Annotated in this window: 15 protein-coding genes; 3 read left to right on the top strand and 12 right to left on the bottom strand. The window is 66.7% G+C overall.

The window, feature by feature from the left end; genetic code table 11:
- The 4 genes from P4L93_12270 to P4L93_12255 all read right to left on the bottom strand — a co-directional run.
- Positions 1-362 (bottom strand): hypothetical protein (locus P4L93_12270; GenBank protein MDR3687718.1); only part of this gene is annotated, 362 nt, incomplete at its 3' end.
- 92 nt (positions 363-454) lie between these two features.
- On the bottom strand, positions 455-1,249 hold the full coding sequence (locus P4L93_12265; GenBank protein ID MDR3687717.1) for a nitroreductase family protein: 795 nt from the start codon (positions 1,247-1,249) through the stop codon (positions 455-457).
- 174 nt (positions 1,250-1,423) lie between these two features.
- Positions 1,424-2,800 (bottom strand): glycosyl hydrolase, encoded by a 1,377-nt coding sequence (locus P4L93_12260; GenBank protein MDR3687716.1) that lies wholly within the window; start codon positions 2,798-2,800, stop codon positions 1,424-1,426.
- Between the two features lie 173 nt (positions 2,801-2,973).
- The gene (locus P4L93_12255) at positions 2,974-3,351 is read right to left on the bottom strand and encodes a VOC family protein (GenBank protein ID MDR3687715.1); all 378 of its coding nucleotides are present in this window, start codon (positions 3,349-3,351) and stop codon (positions 2,974-2,976) included.
- Between the two features lie 119 nt (positions 3,352-3,470).
- Between P4L93_12255 and P4L93_12250 the strand changes: the two genes are divergently transcribed.
- The 3 genes from P4L93_12250 to P4L93_12240 all read left to right on the top strand — a co-directional run bounded on the left by P4L93_12250 (position 3,471) and on the right by P4L93_12240 (position 6,099).
- Positions 3,471-4,880 (top strand): hypothetical protein, encoded by a 1,410-nt coding sequence (locus P4L93_12250; GenBank protein MDR3687714.1) that lies wholly within the window; start codon positions 3,471-3,473, stop codon positions 4,878-4,880.
- A 57-nt stretch (positions 4,881-4,937) separates the two neighbouring features.
- Positions 4,938-5,435, top strand: a complete 498-nt coding sequence (locus tag P4L93_12245) for a PaaI family thioesterase (GenBank protein ID MDR3687713.1) — start codon at positions 4,938-4,940, stop codon at positions 5,433-5,435.
- Between the two features lie 85 nt (positions 5,436-5,520).
- Positions 5,521-6,099, top strand: coding sequence for a hypothetical protein (locus P4L93_12240; protein ID MDR3687712.1), 579 nt, complete (start codon positions 5,521-5,523; stop codon positions 6,097-6,099).
- Between the two features lie 43 nt (positions 6,100-6,142).
- Here P4L93_12240 and P4L93_12235 read toward each other — a convergent pair whose 3' ends face one another.
- The 8 genes from P4L93_12235 to P4L93_12200 form a co-directional block, all read right to left on the bottom strand.
- Entirely contained in the window at positions 6,143-6,346 is a 204-nt protein-coding gene (locus P4L93_12235) for a tautomerase family protein (protein ID MDR3687711.1), read from the bottom strand.
- Between the two features lie 34 nt (positions 6,347-6,380).
- Positions 6,381-7,559: an imidazolonepropionase gene (hutI, locus tag P4L93_12230; protein ID MDR3687710.1), complete on the bottom strand. Its 1,179-nt coding sequence runs from the start codon at positions 7,557-7,559 to the stop codon at positions 6,381-6,383.
- 20 nt (positions 7,560-7,579) lie between these two features.
- Entirely contained in the window at positions 7,580-9,253 is a 1,674-nt protein-coding gene (gene hutU, locus P4L93_12225) for a urocanate hydratase (GenBank protein ID MDR3687709.1), read from the bottom strand.
- Positions 9,254-9,271: 18 nt separating this feature from the next.
- Positions 9,272-10,339: an alanine racemase gene (locus P4L93_12220; GenBank protein ID MDR3687708.1), complete on the bottom strand. Its 1,068-nt coding sequence runs from the start codon at positions 10,337-10,339 to the stop codon at positions 9,272-9,274.
- Between the two features lie 16 nt (positions 10,340-10,355).
- Positions 10,356-11,699, bottom strand: a complete 1,344-nt coding sequence (locus P4L93_12215; protein MDR3687707.1) for a glutamate mutase L — start codon at positions 11,697-11,699, stop codon at positions 10,356-10,358.
- Positions 11,700-11,710: 11 nt separating this feature from the next.
- The gene (gene oraE, locus P4L93_12210; protein ID MDR3687706.1) at positions 11,711-13,921 is read right to left on the bottom strand and encodes a D-ornithine 4,5-aminomutase subunit OraE; all 2,211 of its coding nucleotides are present in this window, start codon (positions 13,919-13,921) and stop codon (positions 11,711-11,713) included.
- Positions 13,918-14,286: a D-ornithine 4,5-aminomutase subunit OraS gene (gene oraS / locus P4L93_12205; protein MDR3687705.1), complete on the bottom strand. Its 369-nt coding sequence runs from the start codon at positions 14,284-14,286 to the stop codon at positions 13,918-13,920. The genes oraE and oraS overlap by 4 nt, the downstream gene beginning before the upstream one ends.
- Positions 14,287-14,289: 3 nt before the next feature.
- The coding region (locus P4L93_12200; protein ID MDR3687704.1) for a hypothetical protein at positions 14,290-14,482 on the bottom strand (193 nt) is incomplete at its 5' end.

Here is a 14,482-nt window from a genome sequence, read left to right as displayed (position 1 = left end):
TGGCGGACCTGGTGCGAGCCGTACAGCGGCCACGTGCTGTGATAGATGCGCAGGTCGCGAATGCACTCGTCAGCGATGTCAGCGATCAGCATGACCGGCAGCTCGCAGTCGTGACCGTCGATTACGAGCCACAGGGTAAGCTCGTGGACGACGCGATGCGGCAGCTTCAAGGTACGCAGGTCGACCACTCGCGCGTCGTGGCGCGCAAGCCATGCGCGAGTCTCGGCGAAGAACTCCGGGGGAAGCTGCTTGCCGCCGAGCGGAGAGTCGATGGTCGCTCGGTCGCAGAACGAACCCAGCACGCCGATGTCTCCGTCGATGAGGCGCGGGTACAGGTCACGAACGGTTGGAATCGCATCCATGGACGGCTCCTAGGGTTGCGGGCTGTGTAAGAGGGTGTTCCCGAAGTGCCGCTAGCGTCACGTAGTTGCGGCGATTCTTTCGCGAGCGGTGCCTACTTCTCGGCGCGTTGCCAACGCTTTAGCCACCACGCGGCGGAGCGGTTCATCTCGGTCATGAACGCCGAGGCGAACTTGCGACGGTAGATGGCCTGGCCGTAGTTGGCGAGGCCCTCGGGCATGCCGTGCGGGGCGTACTCGGCGCCCATCTCGGCAATTTGCTCGGCGAGTTCGTCGGGGGTGAGGCGTCGATAGGCGTTCTCGTGGACGACGTGCTTGCTGAAGCGCACCACCGGCTCGCGCGCCTTGAGCGGCCGTCCGAGACACAGCATCGCGATGGGGAGCACGTGCGCCGGCAGGTCGAACATCTCGGCGTGCGTCTCGCCCAGCTCGAGGATGTCGCCGATGTAGCACGATCCGATGCCGAGCGACTCGGCGGCGACCACGGCGTTTTGAGCGGCGATCAGCGCGTCGCTGCACGCCAGCAGCAGGTCGCCGGGGCCCGGCGTCATGCGCGCCTCGGCGACCTCGACCGTTCCCACGTCCGAAGCCGCGAAGATGTCAATCCACTTCTGGAAGTCAGCGAGGAACACCAGCACCCATGGCGCCTTGGCGATAAAGGACTGGTCGTCGCAGGTCACTGCAAGCCGGTCTTTGAGCGCCTGGTCGGTCACCTCGATGATCGAGTACAGCATCATATTGCCGCCCGTGGGGGCGCGAAACGCCGCGTTCAGGATCGCGGACTTCTCAGCGGGCGTAAGGGGCGTGGCGGCGTACGCGCGTGTGGACGTGCGCGCGGCGATCAAGTCGAGTGTTGAGTTGGTGGGCGCGCTCTGATCAAGCTGCGTCATGTTCGGCCTTCCGTCGATGAGCTCCGGTATTCGTACCCTACCGCGAGAGCCCCGTCCAGAAGCGATAGGCCGGCAAGCCCGACGCGCCGAGACCGACGAGGCCCCCGCACGATGTGCAGGGGCCTCGGATGCGGCCTATCGGACGGGCGCCTCACGCCGCGCGGGATGCCGGCGCTACTTGACCACGATCTTGATGGTCTTCGAGACGCCAGCCTGACGAGTCGCGTCGCCCGCATAGGTGACGCGCACGTAGTAGCAACCGCGGACCGTGGGCGTGTACCGCATCGACCAACCGGCCCAGCTGTTGGTCAGCACGTACCTGTGCGAGCCTCTGTGCTTGGGAATCGTGACGTTCACGCGCAGCGTGTCGTGATACTGCCCCGGCGTCAGCACGCCGGACAGCGTGAACGCGTGGCGGCGGCGAACGGACTTGGCGCTCGCTTTGATCGAGACGCCCGAGTGGACGGCGTTCAGCTTCAGACCGGGGGCAAACGTGCCGTTGGCAACGCCGAGGCGAAACGCCTGCAGCGACACGGAACTCGAGTCGATGGGCCAGTCCTGACGGCTGGTGCCCTGGTTGAACCAGCTCACGCCCACCACACGGGGGAAACGCATCGGGATCACGCTGAACATGTCGACGATCCACGCGGCCTTGTCCCCGCCGTTGGACACGCTAGCCGTCTCGGCGATGAATATCGGCTTGCTCGAGATGCTCGCCACCGTGTCGTACGGCGCGCCAAAGAGGCTCGTGAACGAGCGCCACTTCAGGCCGTCAATCGTGCTCGAGGGGTTGTAGCCGTCCAGCGCGACGTAGTCGACGTAGGCGTCGCCAGGGTAGTAGTCGGCGATGCGATTGCCCGCAGCGTTGAGCAGGGTGGACCCGGCCGAGTTCGTGGACAGGCTCTCGATGTTGGGGCACCAGACGAACTTGACGTTGGTCGCGTTCTCGCGGGCGAAGATGTCGTGGATGTGCCTCCACGCCGGGATGAAGTCGGCCGGCTGGTTCGTATTCACCGTTCCGCCCCACGGATACCAGTTGCCGTTCATCTCGTGGAGCGGCCGAATCCATATCTCGTGGCCCGAGTCACGCGCATCGTCGGCGTACTTGGTCAGTACCGCATCGATCGACTGGCGCACCGGCTTCCCGTCGATGCTCTGGGTGACGATCGCGGTGCCCGAGGTGATCTTCTTGAGCGTGTAGTTGGACTGCGTGATGTCGCCGCTGCCGTACTCATCGCAGATCTCCAACGTGATCAGCGGGATTGATCCATGGTCCGCCGCGTTTTCGACCTCCGAGTCGGTAAAAGGCTGCGCGATGCTGCGGAAGATCGTGGTGACGCCGACGTGCGTGCCGAGCTCGCCCTCGACCGTGGTCAGCGGCCCCATCGACTGAGGCGCGCCCGGCTCGTAGAACCCGATCCAACGAGCTGGCGTGAAGTCGGCGGCGGCGGCAAAACTCGGCGCCAAACAGAGCATTGCAGCGCCCGAGACAAGCACGGCGAACGCCGCAAACAACGCCGTGAGCTGGAGTGCACGGTTCCTACGAGTCATTCCACTGCCTTCTGGCCTGCATCGCCGCTCCTGGAAGGATGCGGAAGATGCGCTTACAGCCCATTCGCCCGGGGACCCGGGAGGTTTTCGGCAGCACCATAACACTCTCTCAGGTTGTGTACATGAGAGTTCTCCAACGGTTGAATAGCAGCGGCAGTGCCCAAGCGCTCGAGCTACTGCGGCGGCTCCATGAACTCGAAGCCCAGGCGGTTGCCCTCGGTGTCGCGGAAGTAGGCAGTCCAGCCCACCATCTCGCCCATGTACTGCTTCGCCTGGATGATCTCGCCACCGGCCTCAACCACGCGCGCAAGGGCGGCATCGATGTCGCCGTTCGGGCTCAGGTATACCGTCACGCCGTCGTTGCCAGCTTTGTCGCTGACGTACAGGTCCGCGCTGACTACATACTCTCCCTCAGGTCCGTTGAGAACTGCGGCGTCTATGCCGCCCGGCATACGCATGACCGGCCGCTGCGTGACGTGCTCGTAGAACTTGATGGCGCGGTCGAGGTCGGCGACTGGGATGTCGGCCCAGACGATCACGTTGTTCGCCATGGTTGCCTCCTGCATCGGGAACTGGGACACGTCAGGTCTACTACCCCGTGAACGAGCGGTACTCACCGACGTACCACCGCCGGGGAGTAGAATCGGTGTCGACCCCAAAAGGAGGCGCGATGGTTCGGCGACGCTTGCTCGTGATGTTGTTCGTCGTGGCCGGGCTTTGCCTTGCCACGCCGAGTGCCGCGCTGGCGTGGGGTAGTGGTGGTGGCCGCGCCGCGGGGCCGGGCACCCACCAGTGGATTCTCGCCAAAGCCAACGCATTCGCTCGGCAACAGGGAACCGTATGGGTCGACATGAGCGTGGCGGCGTCCGCGACGCTCGAACCCGATTCGGATCCTGCGAACTCGACCGATCACGACTACGACCGGTGGGGCATGCCGTTCGGCACCGCGAACCTGCGCGTCGCGACGCTCTACAACCAAGCGGTGGCCCAGTACCGCAGCGGCGATCGTTCGGCCGCAAGCCGATCCGTAGGCCTGCTGGCGCACTACTACGCCGATATCTGCGACCCGCTGCACACGGACGACAGCGCAGCGGAGCACGCCATGTCCGGAAGGTTCGAGAGCAGCGTCGACTGGCTGCTGGCTGGGCCTGTCGATGCCAGCTGGGCCACGTACGACGGCTACCAGCGAGTTACCGACCCCGCCGCAGCCACCGTTTCGGCGGCGACAAACGCGCACGCGTCGTACTCTGCGCTGGTGTCGGCGTACACGGCAGAGGGGTTCGACTCGCGGGTGAGCGCGATCGCGAAGGCCGGCGTCAATCGTGCGGCCAACGGCGTGGCCGACATGATCATGAGCATCCAGCAGGCGGCGGTGGAAGTCAGCTCGTCGCCCAACGTCTCCGCACATCAGGGCGTGGCGTCGGGAGGCGGCTACTACTACATCTTTTACACCGGTAGCATCACGCGCTTCGACCAGTCGTGGAACGCGACCGGCACGATCGATCAGCCCGTTGGATGGTGGACGGGCTTCATCGAGCCACACCTCGGCGATGGCTGCTACTACAACGGCAAGCTCTACGTGGTCGCCGAGAACTATCCGGCCGTCACGTTCCAGCAGATCATCGTCTACGACGCTGTCACGATGCGATACATCACGAAGTTCTGGACGCACCAGCCACACGAGGTCTCGAGCGTGACGGTGGCCGACGTGAACGACGGCAACGGTCCGGTGCTGGTCGTCTCCTCGTACTTCGACAGCACCCAGCTGTTCAAGTACCGCATCGCCGACGGGACCTACCTCGGCACGATTCCCCTGCACCCCGCACCTCCAGCCGGCATACAAGGCGTCGCATTCCGAGACGGCGTCCTGTATCTCAACGTGTGCCCCGGCTTCAAGATCGGGAAGCTGTACTCAGCCACGACGGATGGGACGACGAAGCTACTCTACGTACGCCCGACGCTTGCCTATCACGAGGGGCTCGACTACGACGGCGAGAACCTGTTGTGGCTCGTGGACCGCGTCACGGACAGTCACGTCTACAGCCTGAAGTTGCCGAGCTTCCTCTCGTCGCTCCCCTAAGCGCCCGCGGGTATCATGACCCCCAGTCCACGACCCAACTTGGAGGCGCGCCCGCCTATGAGTCGCAAGGTCCTCGCATCGCAAAACGTCAGTCGCATGTGCATGGTCTGCGGACGCGACAACCCATACAGCCTTAAGGCGCGCTTCTACCAGCTCGACGACGGCGAGCTCGTGGGCGAGTTCGATCCGCTCGAGCAGCATCAGAGCTACCCGGGACGACTACACGGTGGAATCTCCTCGGCGATTCTGGACGAGACGATCGGGCGCGCGATGAACATCACGGACCCGAATGCGTGGGGCGTGACCGTCGAGCTGACCGTTCGATTCCGCAAGCCAGTCCCGCTCGACGCCCCGCTGCGCGCCATCGCGCGCATCACGCGCGACACGAGCCGCATCTTCGAGGGCACCGGCGAGATCGTGCTGCCGGACGGCACCGTTGCAGTCGAGGCGAGCGGCAAGTACCTGAAGATGCCCATCGAGCAGATTGCCGATGGCGACTTCAGCCGCGAGTGGTTCGTCGACGAGCGCGAGGCGCCAGAGCTGCTCGACGCCTAGCCGTTTACTCGCCCAGAACCCGCGGGATGATTACAACGTCCCGTCGTTGGCGCGGCTCGTGCGTTGAGCCCGGGAGGAGGCCAAAATGGCCGAGACTTCCACAATCGTTGGTGTGGCAACGTACTCAAGCGTGTACGACGCCCAGAACGACCAGGAGTCCGTTCTGGCGCTGCACAAGCATGGCGACCTGGGCCACGTTGCCTCGGCGGTGGTCAACAAGGGAGTACATGGCGACCTCGAGATCTACCGCTACGACACGACATCCAAGCACCTCGCGTTGACGGGCGCAATCATCGGCGGGTTGCTCGGCGTACTCGTCCCGCCGCTCGGTGCGGCTGCCGTCTCGAGCGCGCTGATCGGTAGCATGTCAGCGGGCGCAGCACTTGAGGCTGGCGCGCTTGCGGGCGTCGGCGGCATCGTTGGTCACTTCTGGCGCAACATCCCGAAGAAGGACCTTCGCGAGTTGGGCGACATGCTCGAGAACTGCGATGCCGCGCTTGTCGTCGCTGCGGTCGACAAACACCGGACCGACCTCGAGAGCGCCCTACACTGCGCGTGCAGCGTGGCAGTCAAGGAGGTCGGCGGTGGCCGTCTCGAAGACGCGTTTGAAGAGGCAGCCCGTGCAGCAGTGTCCGCTGACGGCGACACTCCCGCTGCTGGCTAAGGCGAGCACCTCGTTCGGACCGCGTGTCGGGCAAGTCGGCGCGCTACGGCTTGGGCGCGTGCGGTACGCGGTCGGCGTGGCATACGCCGCCCTGCGCCCAGTTCTCCTTCTCGACCTCGAAGAGCATGACCTCGACCGCCTGATCGGGGCAGCCGACGGCCTCCACGACGGCTTGAGTGACGTGGGTGATCAGCGCGCGCTTTGTCTCGGCCGGGAGGGGCCAGGTCTCGATTCGTACGAGCGGCATGCGGGACTCCTGTCTGTCGAAATCGAGCGAACGGCTAGACGACGCGGTTACCGGCGATCCACGTCTGGGCGACCACGGATGATCCGGGACGGTAGGCAAGGTGGAGGTGGCTCGGCGCCTCAAGCACCGCAAAGTCCGCGTGTGCGCCCGGCGAGAGCCGGCCGACGTCGTCGCGCTCCAGCGACAGAGCGGAGCCGCGCGTGGACGCGAAGAGCGCCTCGGCGGGTGTCATGTGCATCTCGCGTACAGCGAGCGCGATCACGAACGGCATCGACGTCACGTAGGAGCTGCCCGGATTGCAGTCGGTTGCTAGCGCAACGGTCACGCCGGCGTCGAGCAGCGCCCGAGCGTCCGGGTAGACCGAGCGGGTCGAGAATTCGGCGGCCGGCAGCAGCGTCGCGACCACACCACCCTCGCGCAGGCCGGTGATGTCGTCGGCGGTCAAGTGCGTGCAGTGGTCGATGCTCGAGACCTGGAACTCGGCTGCGATCTGCGCTCCCGGGCCGTGCTCGAGCTGGTTGCCGTGCATGCGCAGCAGCACCCCGGCCTCGGCGCCGGCGCGCAGGACGGCGCGCGTCTCCTCGGCATCGAAGGCTCCACGATCGCAGAAGACGTCGATCCAACGCATGTACTTGCGGCAGGCGTCGAGCATGGGCCCGCACACCAGCGCGACGTATCCCGCACGGTCGTTCGCGTACTCGGGCGGCACCACGTGCGCGCCCAGGAAGGTGTTGTCGCGCGTCAGCGCGCGACCGATGCGCATGAGGCGCGTCTCGGTCTCGACCTCGAGACCGTAGCCGCTCTTCGTCTCGATCGTGGTGGTTCCCGAGGCGTGCATCTCGGCGAGCCGGAGCTGGGCGCTCGCTCGCAACTCGTCGTCGGAAGCCGCGCGCGTGGCGGCGACGGTTGTCGCGATACCGCCGCCGGTGTAGGGCTCGCCGGCCATGCGCGCGGCGAACTCGGCGCTTCGGTCGCCAGCAAACACGAGGTGCGTGTGAGAGTCGACGAAGCCGGGGATGACCGCCCGGCCCTCGACGTCGATGCGGTCTTCGGTTCCACTCGGCGCGTCGGCCGCCGCTCCAACCCACGCCACGCGGCCGTCCGCATCGGCGACGAGCGCCGCGTCGTGCAGTACCCCCAGCGACGAGCCGTCGCCGAGCGACGAGTCGCAGGTGACGAGCTCGCCGATGCCGGTGACCAGCGTGGATCGCATGGGCGCCGCCGCCTCTCCGCTCACGCCGCGCCCCCGTCGCCCTCGCGCATCGGGATGCGCACGCCGCGCTCGTCGGCGACCTCGATCGCGCGGTCGTAGCCAGCGTCGACGTGGCGGATGACGCCCATGCCGGGGTCGTTGGTGAGCACGCGCTCAATCTTCTGCGCGGCCATCTCGGTGCCGTCTGCGCAGCAGACCTGGCCGGCGTGGATGGAGCGGCCGATGCCGACGCCGCCGCCATGGTGGATGGAGACCCACGTCGCGCCGCTGGCGGTGTTCACGAGCGCGTTGAGCAGCGGCCAGTCTGCGATTGCGTCGCTGCCATCCAGCATCGACTCGGTCTCGCGGTACGGGCTTGCGACGCTGCCGCAGTCGAGGTGGTCTCGGCCGATGACGATCGGCGCGCTGATGCGGCCGTCGGCAACCATCTCGTTGAAGCGGGCGCCGGCCTTGTCGCGCTCGCCGTAGCCCAGCCAGCAGATGCGGGCGGGCAAGCCCTGGAAAGCGACCTTCTCCCCCGCCTGACGTATCCAGCGGTGCAGCGGATCGTTGTCCGGGAACAGCTCGAGCACCGCCTTGTCGGTGGCGTAGATGTCGGCGGGGTCGCCCGAGAGTGCGGCCCAGCGAAACGGGCCCTTGCCCTCGCAGAAGAGCGGTCGGATGTAGGCGGGCACGAAGCCGGGGAACTCCCAGGCGCGGGTGTAGCCGCCGAGTTCTGCTTCGGCACGAATCGAGTTGCCGTAGTCGAAGACTTCGGCTCCAGCGTCCATGAAACCGACCATCGCCTCGACGTGCCTGGCCATCGACTCGCGGGCCTTGAGCGTGAAGCCCTCGGGGTCGCGCTCGGCTTCCGTATGCCAGTCCTCGACGCTGATGCCCAGAGGAAGGTAGGACAGCGGGTCGTGCGCAGAGGTCTGGTCGGTGACGATGTCGACCTCGATGCCGCGGCGAAGCAACTCAGGCAGCACGCCGGCACAGTTGCCCTCGAGGCCGACGGAGAGCGCTCGACGCTCGGCCTTTGCCGCCAGCACTCGGGCCACGGCGTCGTCGATGTTGTCGGTCCACTCGTCGAGGTAACGCTCGTGCACGCGGCGCTCGAGGCGCCCTCGGTCGACCTCGACCACCAGCACCACGCCGCCGTTCAAGGTGACGGCGAGCGGCTGCGCGCCGCCCATGCCGCCGCAACCTCCGGTGACTGTGAGCGTGCCGGCGAGCGTGTCGCCGAAGCGCTTGTGCGCGACTGCGGCAAACGTCTCGTAGGTGCCCTGCAGGATTCCCTGCGCGCCGATGTAGATCCAGCTACCGGCCGTCATCTGGCCGTACATCGTCAGCCCGAGATGCTCGAGGCGCCTGAACTCCGGCCACGTCGCCCAGTCGGGAACGAGGTTGCTGTTGGCGATCAGCACGCGCGGCGCCCACTCGTGCGTGCGCATCACGCCCACAGGCTTGCCGCTCTGCACCAGCATCGTCTCGTCGACCTTCAGCGTGCGCAGTGTCCGCACGAGCGCATCGAACGCCTCCCAGCTGCGCGCGGCGCGGCCTGTGCCACCGTAGACGACAAGGTCGTCAGGTCGCTCGGCGACCTCGGGGTCGAGGTTGTTCATCAGCATTCGCAGCGGGGCTTCCTGCTGCCAGCCCAACGCGGAAAGCTGGGTACCGCGCGGCGCGCGGACGGGGCGAGATCCTGCGGTCATCGTGATGGCTCCTTGTGATCAGACGAAGCGTTTGTCCACATACGAACTCGTGAACAGTCCCAGAGTAGCAGCGTACCCAGGACGAAATGCCAGCGATTCGCCGATCGCCGGTGGCTTGGCCAGCGCCTCGACGTCGAGCACCAGATGGTCACTTGAGGCGCCGAGGATCTCGACGCCCGGATCGAGCGACGTCAGGCCCTCGGCTGGCGCGTCTTGGCGCCCGAGCGCGCCGATCGCCCGGAGCCTCTCGCCGCGATCGACGAACGACGGCGTAGTGCCGAACGCGTCCTGCGTCGACGTCCCGGCGGGCATCGAAGGCTTGCGCATGCACTCGACGACGGGCACCGAGAGCGTCAGCGCGTCAGTGTGCAGGTCGAGGCCGGGTATCGGCAGGCGTGTCGCTGGGTCGACGCCCAAGACGATCGCCTCGCCGATCCGCAGGTTGTCGATCGCGGCAGGTCCGCGGCCGTGCATCATCGGGTCGATCGACGTCGAGCTGCCGCCCGAGACGACCAGCGGGCGCCCGAGCTGCGTCTGCGCGGCCTGCGCAAGCGATGCGAGCAGGCCGAGGTTCTCCTCATCCGGCACGATGGCGCCGTAGCACGTCAGGCTCGCTCCGATACCGAAGACATCGACGTTTCCCATCGCCTCTACCGCCGAGAGGAACGCTGGCAACTCCGACGGCATCATGCCCTCGCGCCGGTCGCCGATGTCGACCATCGCCAGAATCGAGTGCACGCGGCCAACGCGCGCGGCCGCAGCATCGAGCGCCTCGGCGATTGCGAGCTCGCTAATGGCGCTGATATCGATGAGGCGCACGGTGTCCTCGGCAAGCGATGGGGTGGGTGCGCGCAACAGCCAGATGTGATCGCAGATACCGGCGTCGCGCAGTCTGGCCGCGTTCTCCAGCCGAGACTCGGCGAGAGCACCCACGCCCCCCGCCAGCATCGCTCGCGCAACCTCGGGCGCGCCGCAGGTCACCTTCGTGACGCCCACGATTTGGATGCCGGGCAGTGCCGCGACGACGCGGCGTGCGTTCTCTTCAATCTTGCCGAGGTCGATAGTGAGTGTGGCGCGAGCGAGCATGCGTCTGAGCCTTCCTCTACAGGCCGCAGCTGGCGCGCATGAGCGCCACGACCTTGTCGGCGGGAAAGTGCGTGGACAGCGCGCCGCACGCGGCGAGCAGGTAGTCGTGGTCAAGCACGCAGCGCGAGTCGGCGGGAGGCAACAGGCGCTCGCTGCCGGTCGCACCTGTGCGAGTGGCTTCCAGCATAGCCTCGCCGCCGGGTAGCCGCGTGAGCGCGCCTCCAGTGCCTACCAGCAAGCGGCAGGCGGTCAGATCGCGGCCGCGAGCGACGGTCTGGCGGCCGCGCGGCGTGTAGAGCTGCAGCAGCTCGCCCGCGTGGCGTTGCACGCCCGCGACGGCCGCCGTGCGGGTGAGCAGCGCAGCAGCAGCGATTTGTTCGGGAGTGGACGGGATTGCGGGCGGCAGGGTCGCTGGGCGCTCGCCCTCGGGCAGCAGCGCTGCGACGTGGCTGGCGCTCACGAAGACGCCGAGGTCTCCCTCGACCGTGCGTTTGGAGTGCGGCTCGGGCTCGGTAGCTATCGCCGCCATCTCCGGGCTTCCGTCGGTGACCGAGTGCACGTCGGTGGTAGCTCCGCCGACGTCGACCACAACGAGGTCGCCCACGGCTTCGGCGAGCAGCTCGGCGGCGATCAGCACGGCGCCGGGCGTGGGCAGGATGCGGCCGGTCACGAACTCGCCGATGCGCTCCATGCCGGGCGCGTGCGTGATGTGCTCCTCGAACGCGTCGTGGATGACGGCGCGTGCAGGCACGATCTCGAGTTCGTCGATGCCCGGATAGACGTTGGCTGTGATCCGCACGCGAAAGCCGGCGGCCTCAAGAAGTTCGCGCGCCTCGTCGGCGACCAGCGAGTTGCCCGCGTAGACAACGATCGGCCGCGACTTAAGACCCGCCAGCCGTTCGGCGTTGTACAGCACGGTATCGGTGTCGCCGCCTTCGACGCCACCGGCGAGCAGGATGAGGCTCGGCGCGACCTGGTCGATGCGCCCCAGATCGGCGTCGCGCAGACGTCCCGCCGTCATGTACTCGACGACACCACCAGCGCCCAGAGCTGCTTCGCGCGCGGCCATCGCGGTCATCTTCTGCGTCAGCCCATGCACCGTCATGCGCAGCCCGCCAGCCGCCGAGGAGGTCGCGACGGTGATGCCTGAATCGAGTGGGCCGGTGGCCGCCTCTAGCTGCGCGCGCGCCGCAGCCACGCCCACACCGACGTCGCCCTGCAGCACGCTGGTCGGCGCCACGCCCTGACCCAGCAGCCGCGGCGTTTCGCCCTCGTCCGTCAGCCCGTCAAACGCCGAGACCACTGTGGTGGTTGAGCCGATCTCGGCGACGAGCGCGTCGATGTGGCGCGCTACGGGCATCGGGTGCGACCTCACATTCCACGTTCGCGCATGGTCTTGACGATGAAGCTGGCAACATCGATGCCCTTGGTCCTGCGGCCGAAGCCTGCGTCCATGCCCCAGCCACGCGCTTGCTCGTCGGTGACCTGCGTGCCGCCAGCCACGAGAAGCACCTTATCGCGGATGCCCTTCTCGGCGGCGAGGTCGGCGAGCTTCTCCATGGCGGTGCGGTGCATGTCGCCATGCGTGATGATCGTGGAGATCAGCACCACCTGAGCGGCGTGCTCGATGGCGGCGTCCAGCACCTTCTCGATTGGGACGGACGTGCCCAGGTACGTGCAGGTAAAGCCCCACTTCTCGAGGCCACCGTGCTTGATGTCGACGATCTCGAGCATGCCGACGGAGTGCTCGTCCAGGCCTACCGTCGCCGCGATGCATCGCACGTTCTTGGTTGCGACGAACTCGCGGATCTCCTCGTCGGTCAGGACCGCGGCCGGCTCGGTGATGACGAGCGTGGACGGGTCGATGGCGACATCGAGGCAGCCCTTGATCTCGACCAACGTGCCCTCGGCGGGGTGCATGACCTGCTTGTGGATGACCTCGACGTCGGACAGGTTCATCGATCGGCCCAGCTCCAGCGCGGCCGCCTCGGCGATACGCTCGGAGACCGGCAGGAACATCGTGACCGAGACGATGCCGTCGCCCGCCCACTCGACCTCCGGCTTGACCAGGCCCTTCTCGCGCATCTCGGCGGTGCGGGCGAGGCGGACGTTGACGTTGTCCTCGGGATCGAGCTCGTCGATGAAGGGGACCTTGTCGCGATCGCACAGCGTGCACCCGCCGATTGCGTGGCAAGGCTTCTCCACGCCGCGCGGCAGGTGGTTCACCCCGAAGTGGTGGCAGACCGGCGCGATGTAGTCGTCGGCACGCTCGACGATCGTGCCCTCGGCCAGACCTCCGTCGGCGTAGCGTCGGATGCCGTCGTCGTTGGTCTCGGGGTACTCGCCCGAGTCGACGAAGTACGCCTCCTCGACACCGGCGAAGTACCCACCGTCGGCGATCATCGCCTCGAGGAAGAGCACGGCGCGCTCCTTGAGCTCGCGCACCTTGTTGCGAAGCTCCGCATTCTCGCGGTCGACCTTGACCATCTCGCGCAAGCCATCCATACCGATGAGCGACTGCTTGGCGGTGTTGACCGCGTGGATGTTGTTGTAGTGCCACGGCACGTTGCGGCCCTCGTCGGGCGTGATTGTGGACTGGATGTCGGCGCTGGTGAGGCGCGAGATCATCAGGTTCATGACGTGGCTCACAGTGGCGTCGCGCGAGTCGGACTCCATGTAGCGCGTGTTCTGCTGCGCGCGCATCCGGTACTCGCCGAACAGGTCGCGCAGCGCCACTGCGTAGGGCAAGTCCATGCGCATGCACGGGGCGGGCGCGGCGTCCGGCGGCACGGTGGACAGCGCGATGTCTTCCTTGGGCATGCCTACGCTGACCGAGAACGCGCAGTTGATGGCGTGCTGAACGAGCAGCTCGGGCATGACCTTCCATGCCTTGACCGCCGTGGCGTTGGCGTTGTGCGCGCCGTCGATCTGCACCATGCGCACCGAGCGCATGATGCGCTTGGCCACGGCGGCGTCCACGAAGCTGCGGTACATGTTGATGTTGCGGTACAGCACGTTGTACTGCGGGTCCTGGTGCGCACCGTTGACGCCCTCCTCGGCGAACATGACGGCGATCTCCGGACCGGCGACACCGCTGACGTAGCTGTGGTAGTTGATCGGCCGACCAACCTCGTCCTCGATCAGATCGAGTGCTCGCCGAGTGACGCGGCACTGCTTGCGCGTCACTGCGATGCCGCCCACACCCTCGGGCGTGCCCTCGAGCAGGCCGTCGATGTGGCTCTGACCGGCCGTGCGTATCACCATCATGTGGTCGGCGCCGTGCCAGGCCGCCATGCGCATCCGGCGGATGTCGTCCTCGAAGCGTCCCGAGGCGATCTCGGTCGTGATGACGCAGTCAGGCTGTGGGTCGATGTTGTCGAAGTAGTGAGCGGCCGGCAGCGGGATGCTGTTCTTGAGCAGCTCCGATGTCTCGCGATACGTGAACTCGTAGAGCCGCTGGTCGGCCACTTTGGTGCGCCAGTGCCAGCCAAACCTCCTCGGGCGGTAGTTCTCGATGCCGTCGAGCAACGCGGCGATATCGAGCTTCTCGTTGGGCATGAGCGGCGGCAGCGTCTCGCTCATTTCGCGCTCCCCCACTTCGCGTCGACGATCTCCCACGCGTCCGCATCACCGTCGGCAAGCTTGCGAGCCACGGCTGGCGCGTCGAGGTCGAGCGCCTGCATGCACACGAGCACCACATGCCCCGCCCCGTGGCCGAGAAGTGTGCGCTTCTCGCACTCCGCCACGACGGCGACGCACGTCTGTGAGTCGATGCCCATGCGCATCAGCACGCTGCGCTCGATCGACGGCGACGTATGCGTGCGAGCCAACTCGACCAGCGGGTCGACGATCTCCTGCGTCAGGTCCCAGAAGCGCATCTTGAGTTCCTCGTCGGTCAGACCGCTGAGGTAGATGTGCGCGTGCTCGAACGTGTCTTCGCGAACCATGCGCTACGCCTTTCTGAGCTGGGCGATCGTTGCCTGTACCGTCGCCTCGTCGGAGTTCGTGTCGGCGGTGAGGAACGCGATGTCCTCGGCGGTGGGTTCGTAGCCCTCCGGCGCGTGCGACAGCGCATTGCGCACGTAGCTCGCGCGCATGTGGGCGATGTCGAAGTCCACGGCGCGGATCTGCTCGGGAGTCTTA

It is taken from the genome of Coriobacteriia bacterium (genome assembly GCA_031292615.1).
Classification (GTDB): domain Bacteria; phylum Actinomycetota; class Coriobacteriia; order Anaerosomatales; family JAAXUF01; genus JARLGT01.
Note: the sequence above shows the minus strand (reverse complement) of the source record. Positions and strands in the feature narration are given on the sequence as shown.

What these genes read in the sequence shown, in the direction of transcription:
- P4L93_12255 (MDR3687715.1), bottom strand. Translation starts at nt 3,351, where the DNA reads ATGGCGAACAACGTGATCGTCTGGGCCGACATCCCAGTCGCCGACCTC.
- P4L93_12215 (MDR3687707.1), bottom strand. Translation starts at nt 11,699, where the DNA reads ATGCCCGTAGCGCGCCACATCGACGCGCTCGTCGCCGAGATCGGCTCA.
- P4L93_12245 (MDR3687713.1), top strand. Translation starts at nt 4,938, where the DNA reads ATGAGTCGCAAGGTCCTCGCATCGCAAAACGTCAGTCGCATGTGCATG.
- P4L93_12260 (MDR3687716.1), bottom strand. Translation starts at nt 2,800, where the DNA reads ATGACTCGTAGGAACCGTGCACTCCAGCTCACGGCGTTGTTTGCGGCG.
- P4L93_12220 (MDR3687708.1), bottom strand. Translation starts at nt 10,339, where the DNA reads ATGCTCGCTCGCGCCACACTCACTATCGACCTCGGCAAGATTGAAGAG.
- P4L93_12240 (MDR3687712.1), top strand. Translation starts at nt 5,521, where the DNA reads ATGGCCGAGACTTCCACAATCGTTGGTGTGGCAACGTACTCAAGCGTG.
- P4L93_12235 (MDR3687711.1), bottom strand. Translation starts at nt 6,346, where the DNA reads ATGCCGCTCGTACGAATCGAGACCTGGCCCCTCCCGGCCGAGACAAAG.
- P4L93_12250 (MDR3687714.1), top strand. Translation starts at nt 3,471, where the DNA reads ATGGTTCGGCGACGCTTGCTCGTGATGTTGTTCGTCGTGGCCGGGCTT.
- oraS (MDR3687705.1), bottom strand. Translation starts at nt 14,286, where the DNA reads ATGGTTCGCGAAGACACGTTCGAGCACGCGCACATCTACCTCAGCGGT.
- hutU (MDR3687709.1), bottom strand. Translation starts at nt 9,253, where the DNA reads ATGACCGCAGGATCTCGCCCCGTCCGCGCGCCGCGCGGTACCCAGCTT.
- P4L93_12265 (MDR3687717.1), bottom strand. Translation starts at nt 1,249, where the DNA reads ATGACGCAGCTTGATCAGAGCGCGCCCACCAACTCAACACTCGACTTG.
- hutI (MDR3687710.1), bottom strand. Translation starts at nt 7,559, where the DNA reads ATGCGATCCACGCTGGTCACCGGCATCGGCGAGCTCGTCACCTGCGAC.
- oraE (MDR3687706.1), bottom strand. Translation starts at nt 13,921, where the DNA reads ATGAGCGAGACGCTGCCGCCGCTCATGCCCAACGAGAAGCTCGATATC.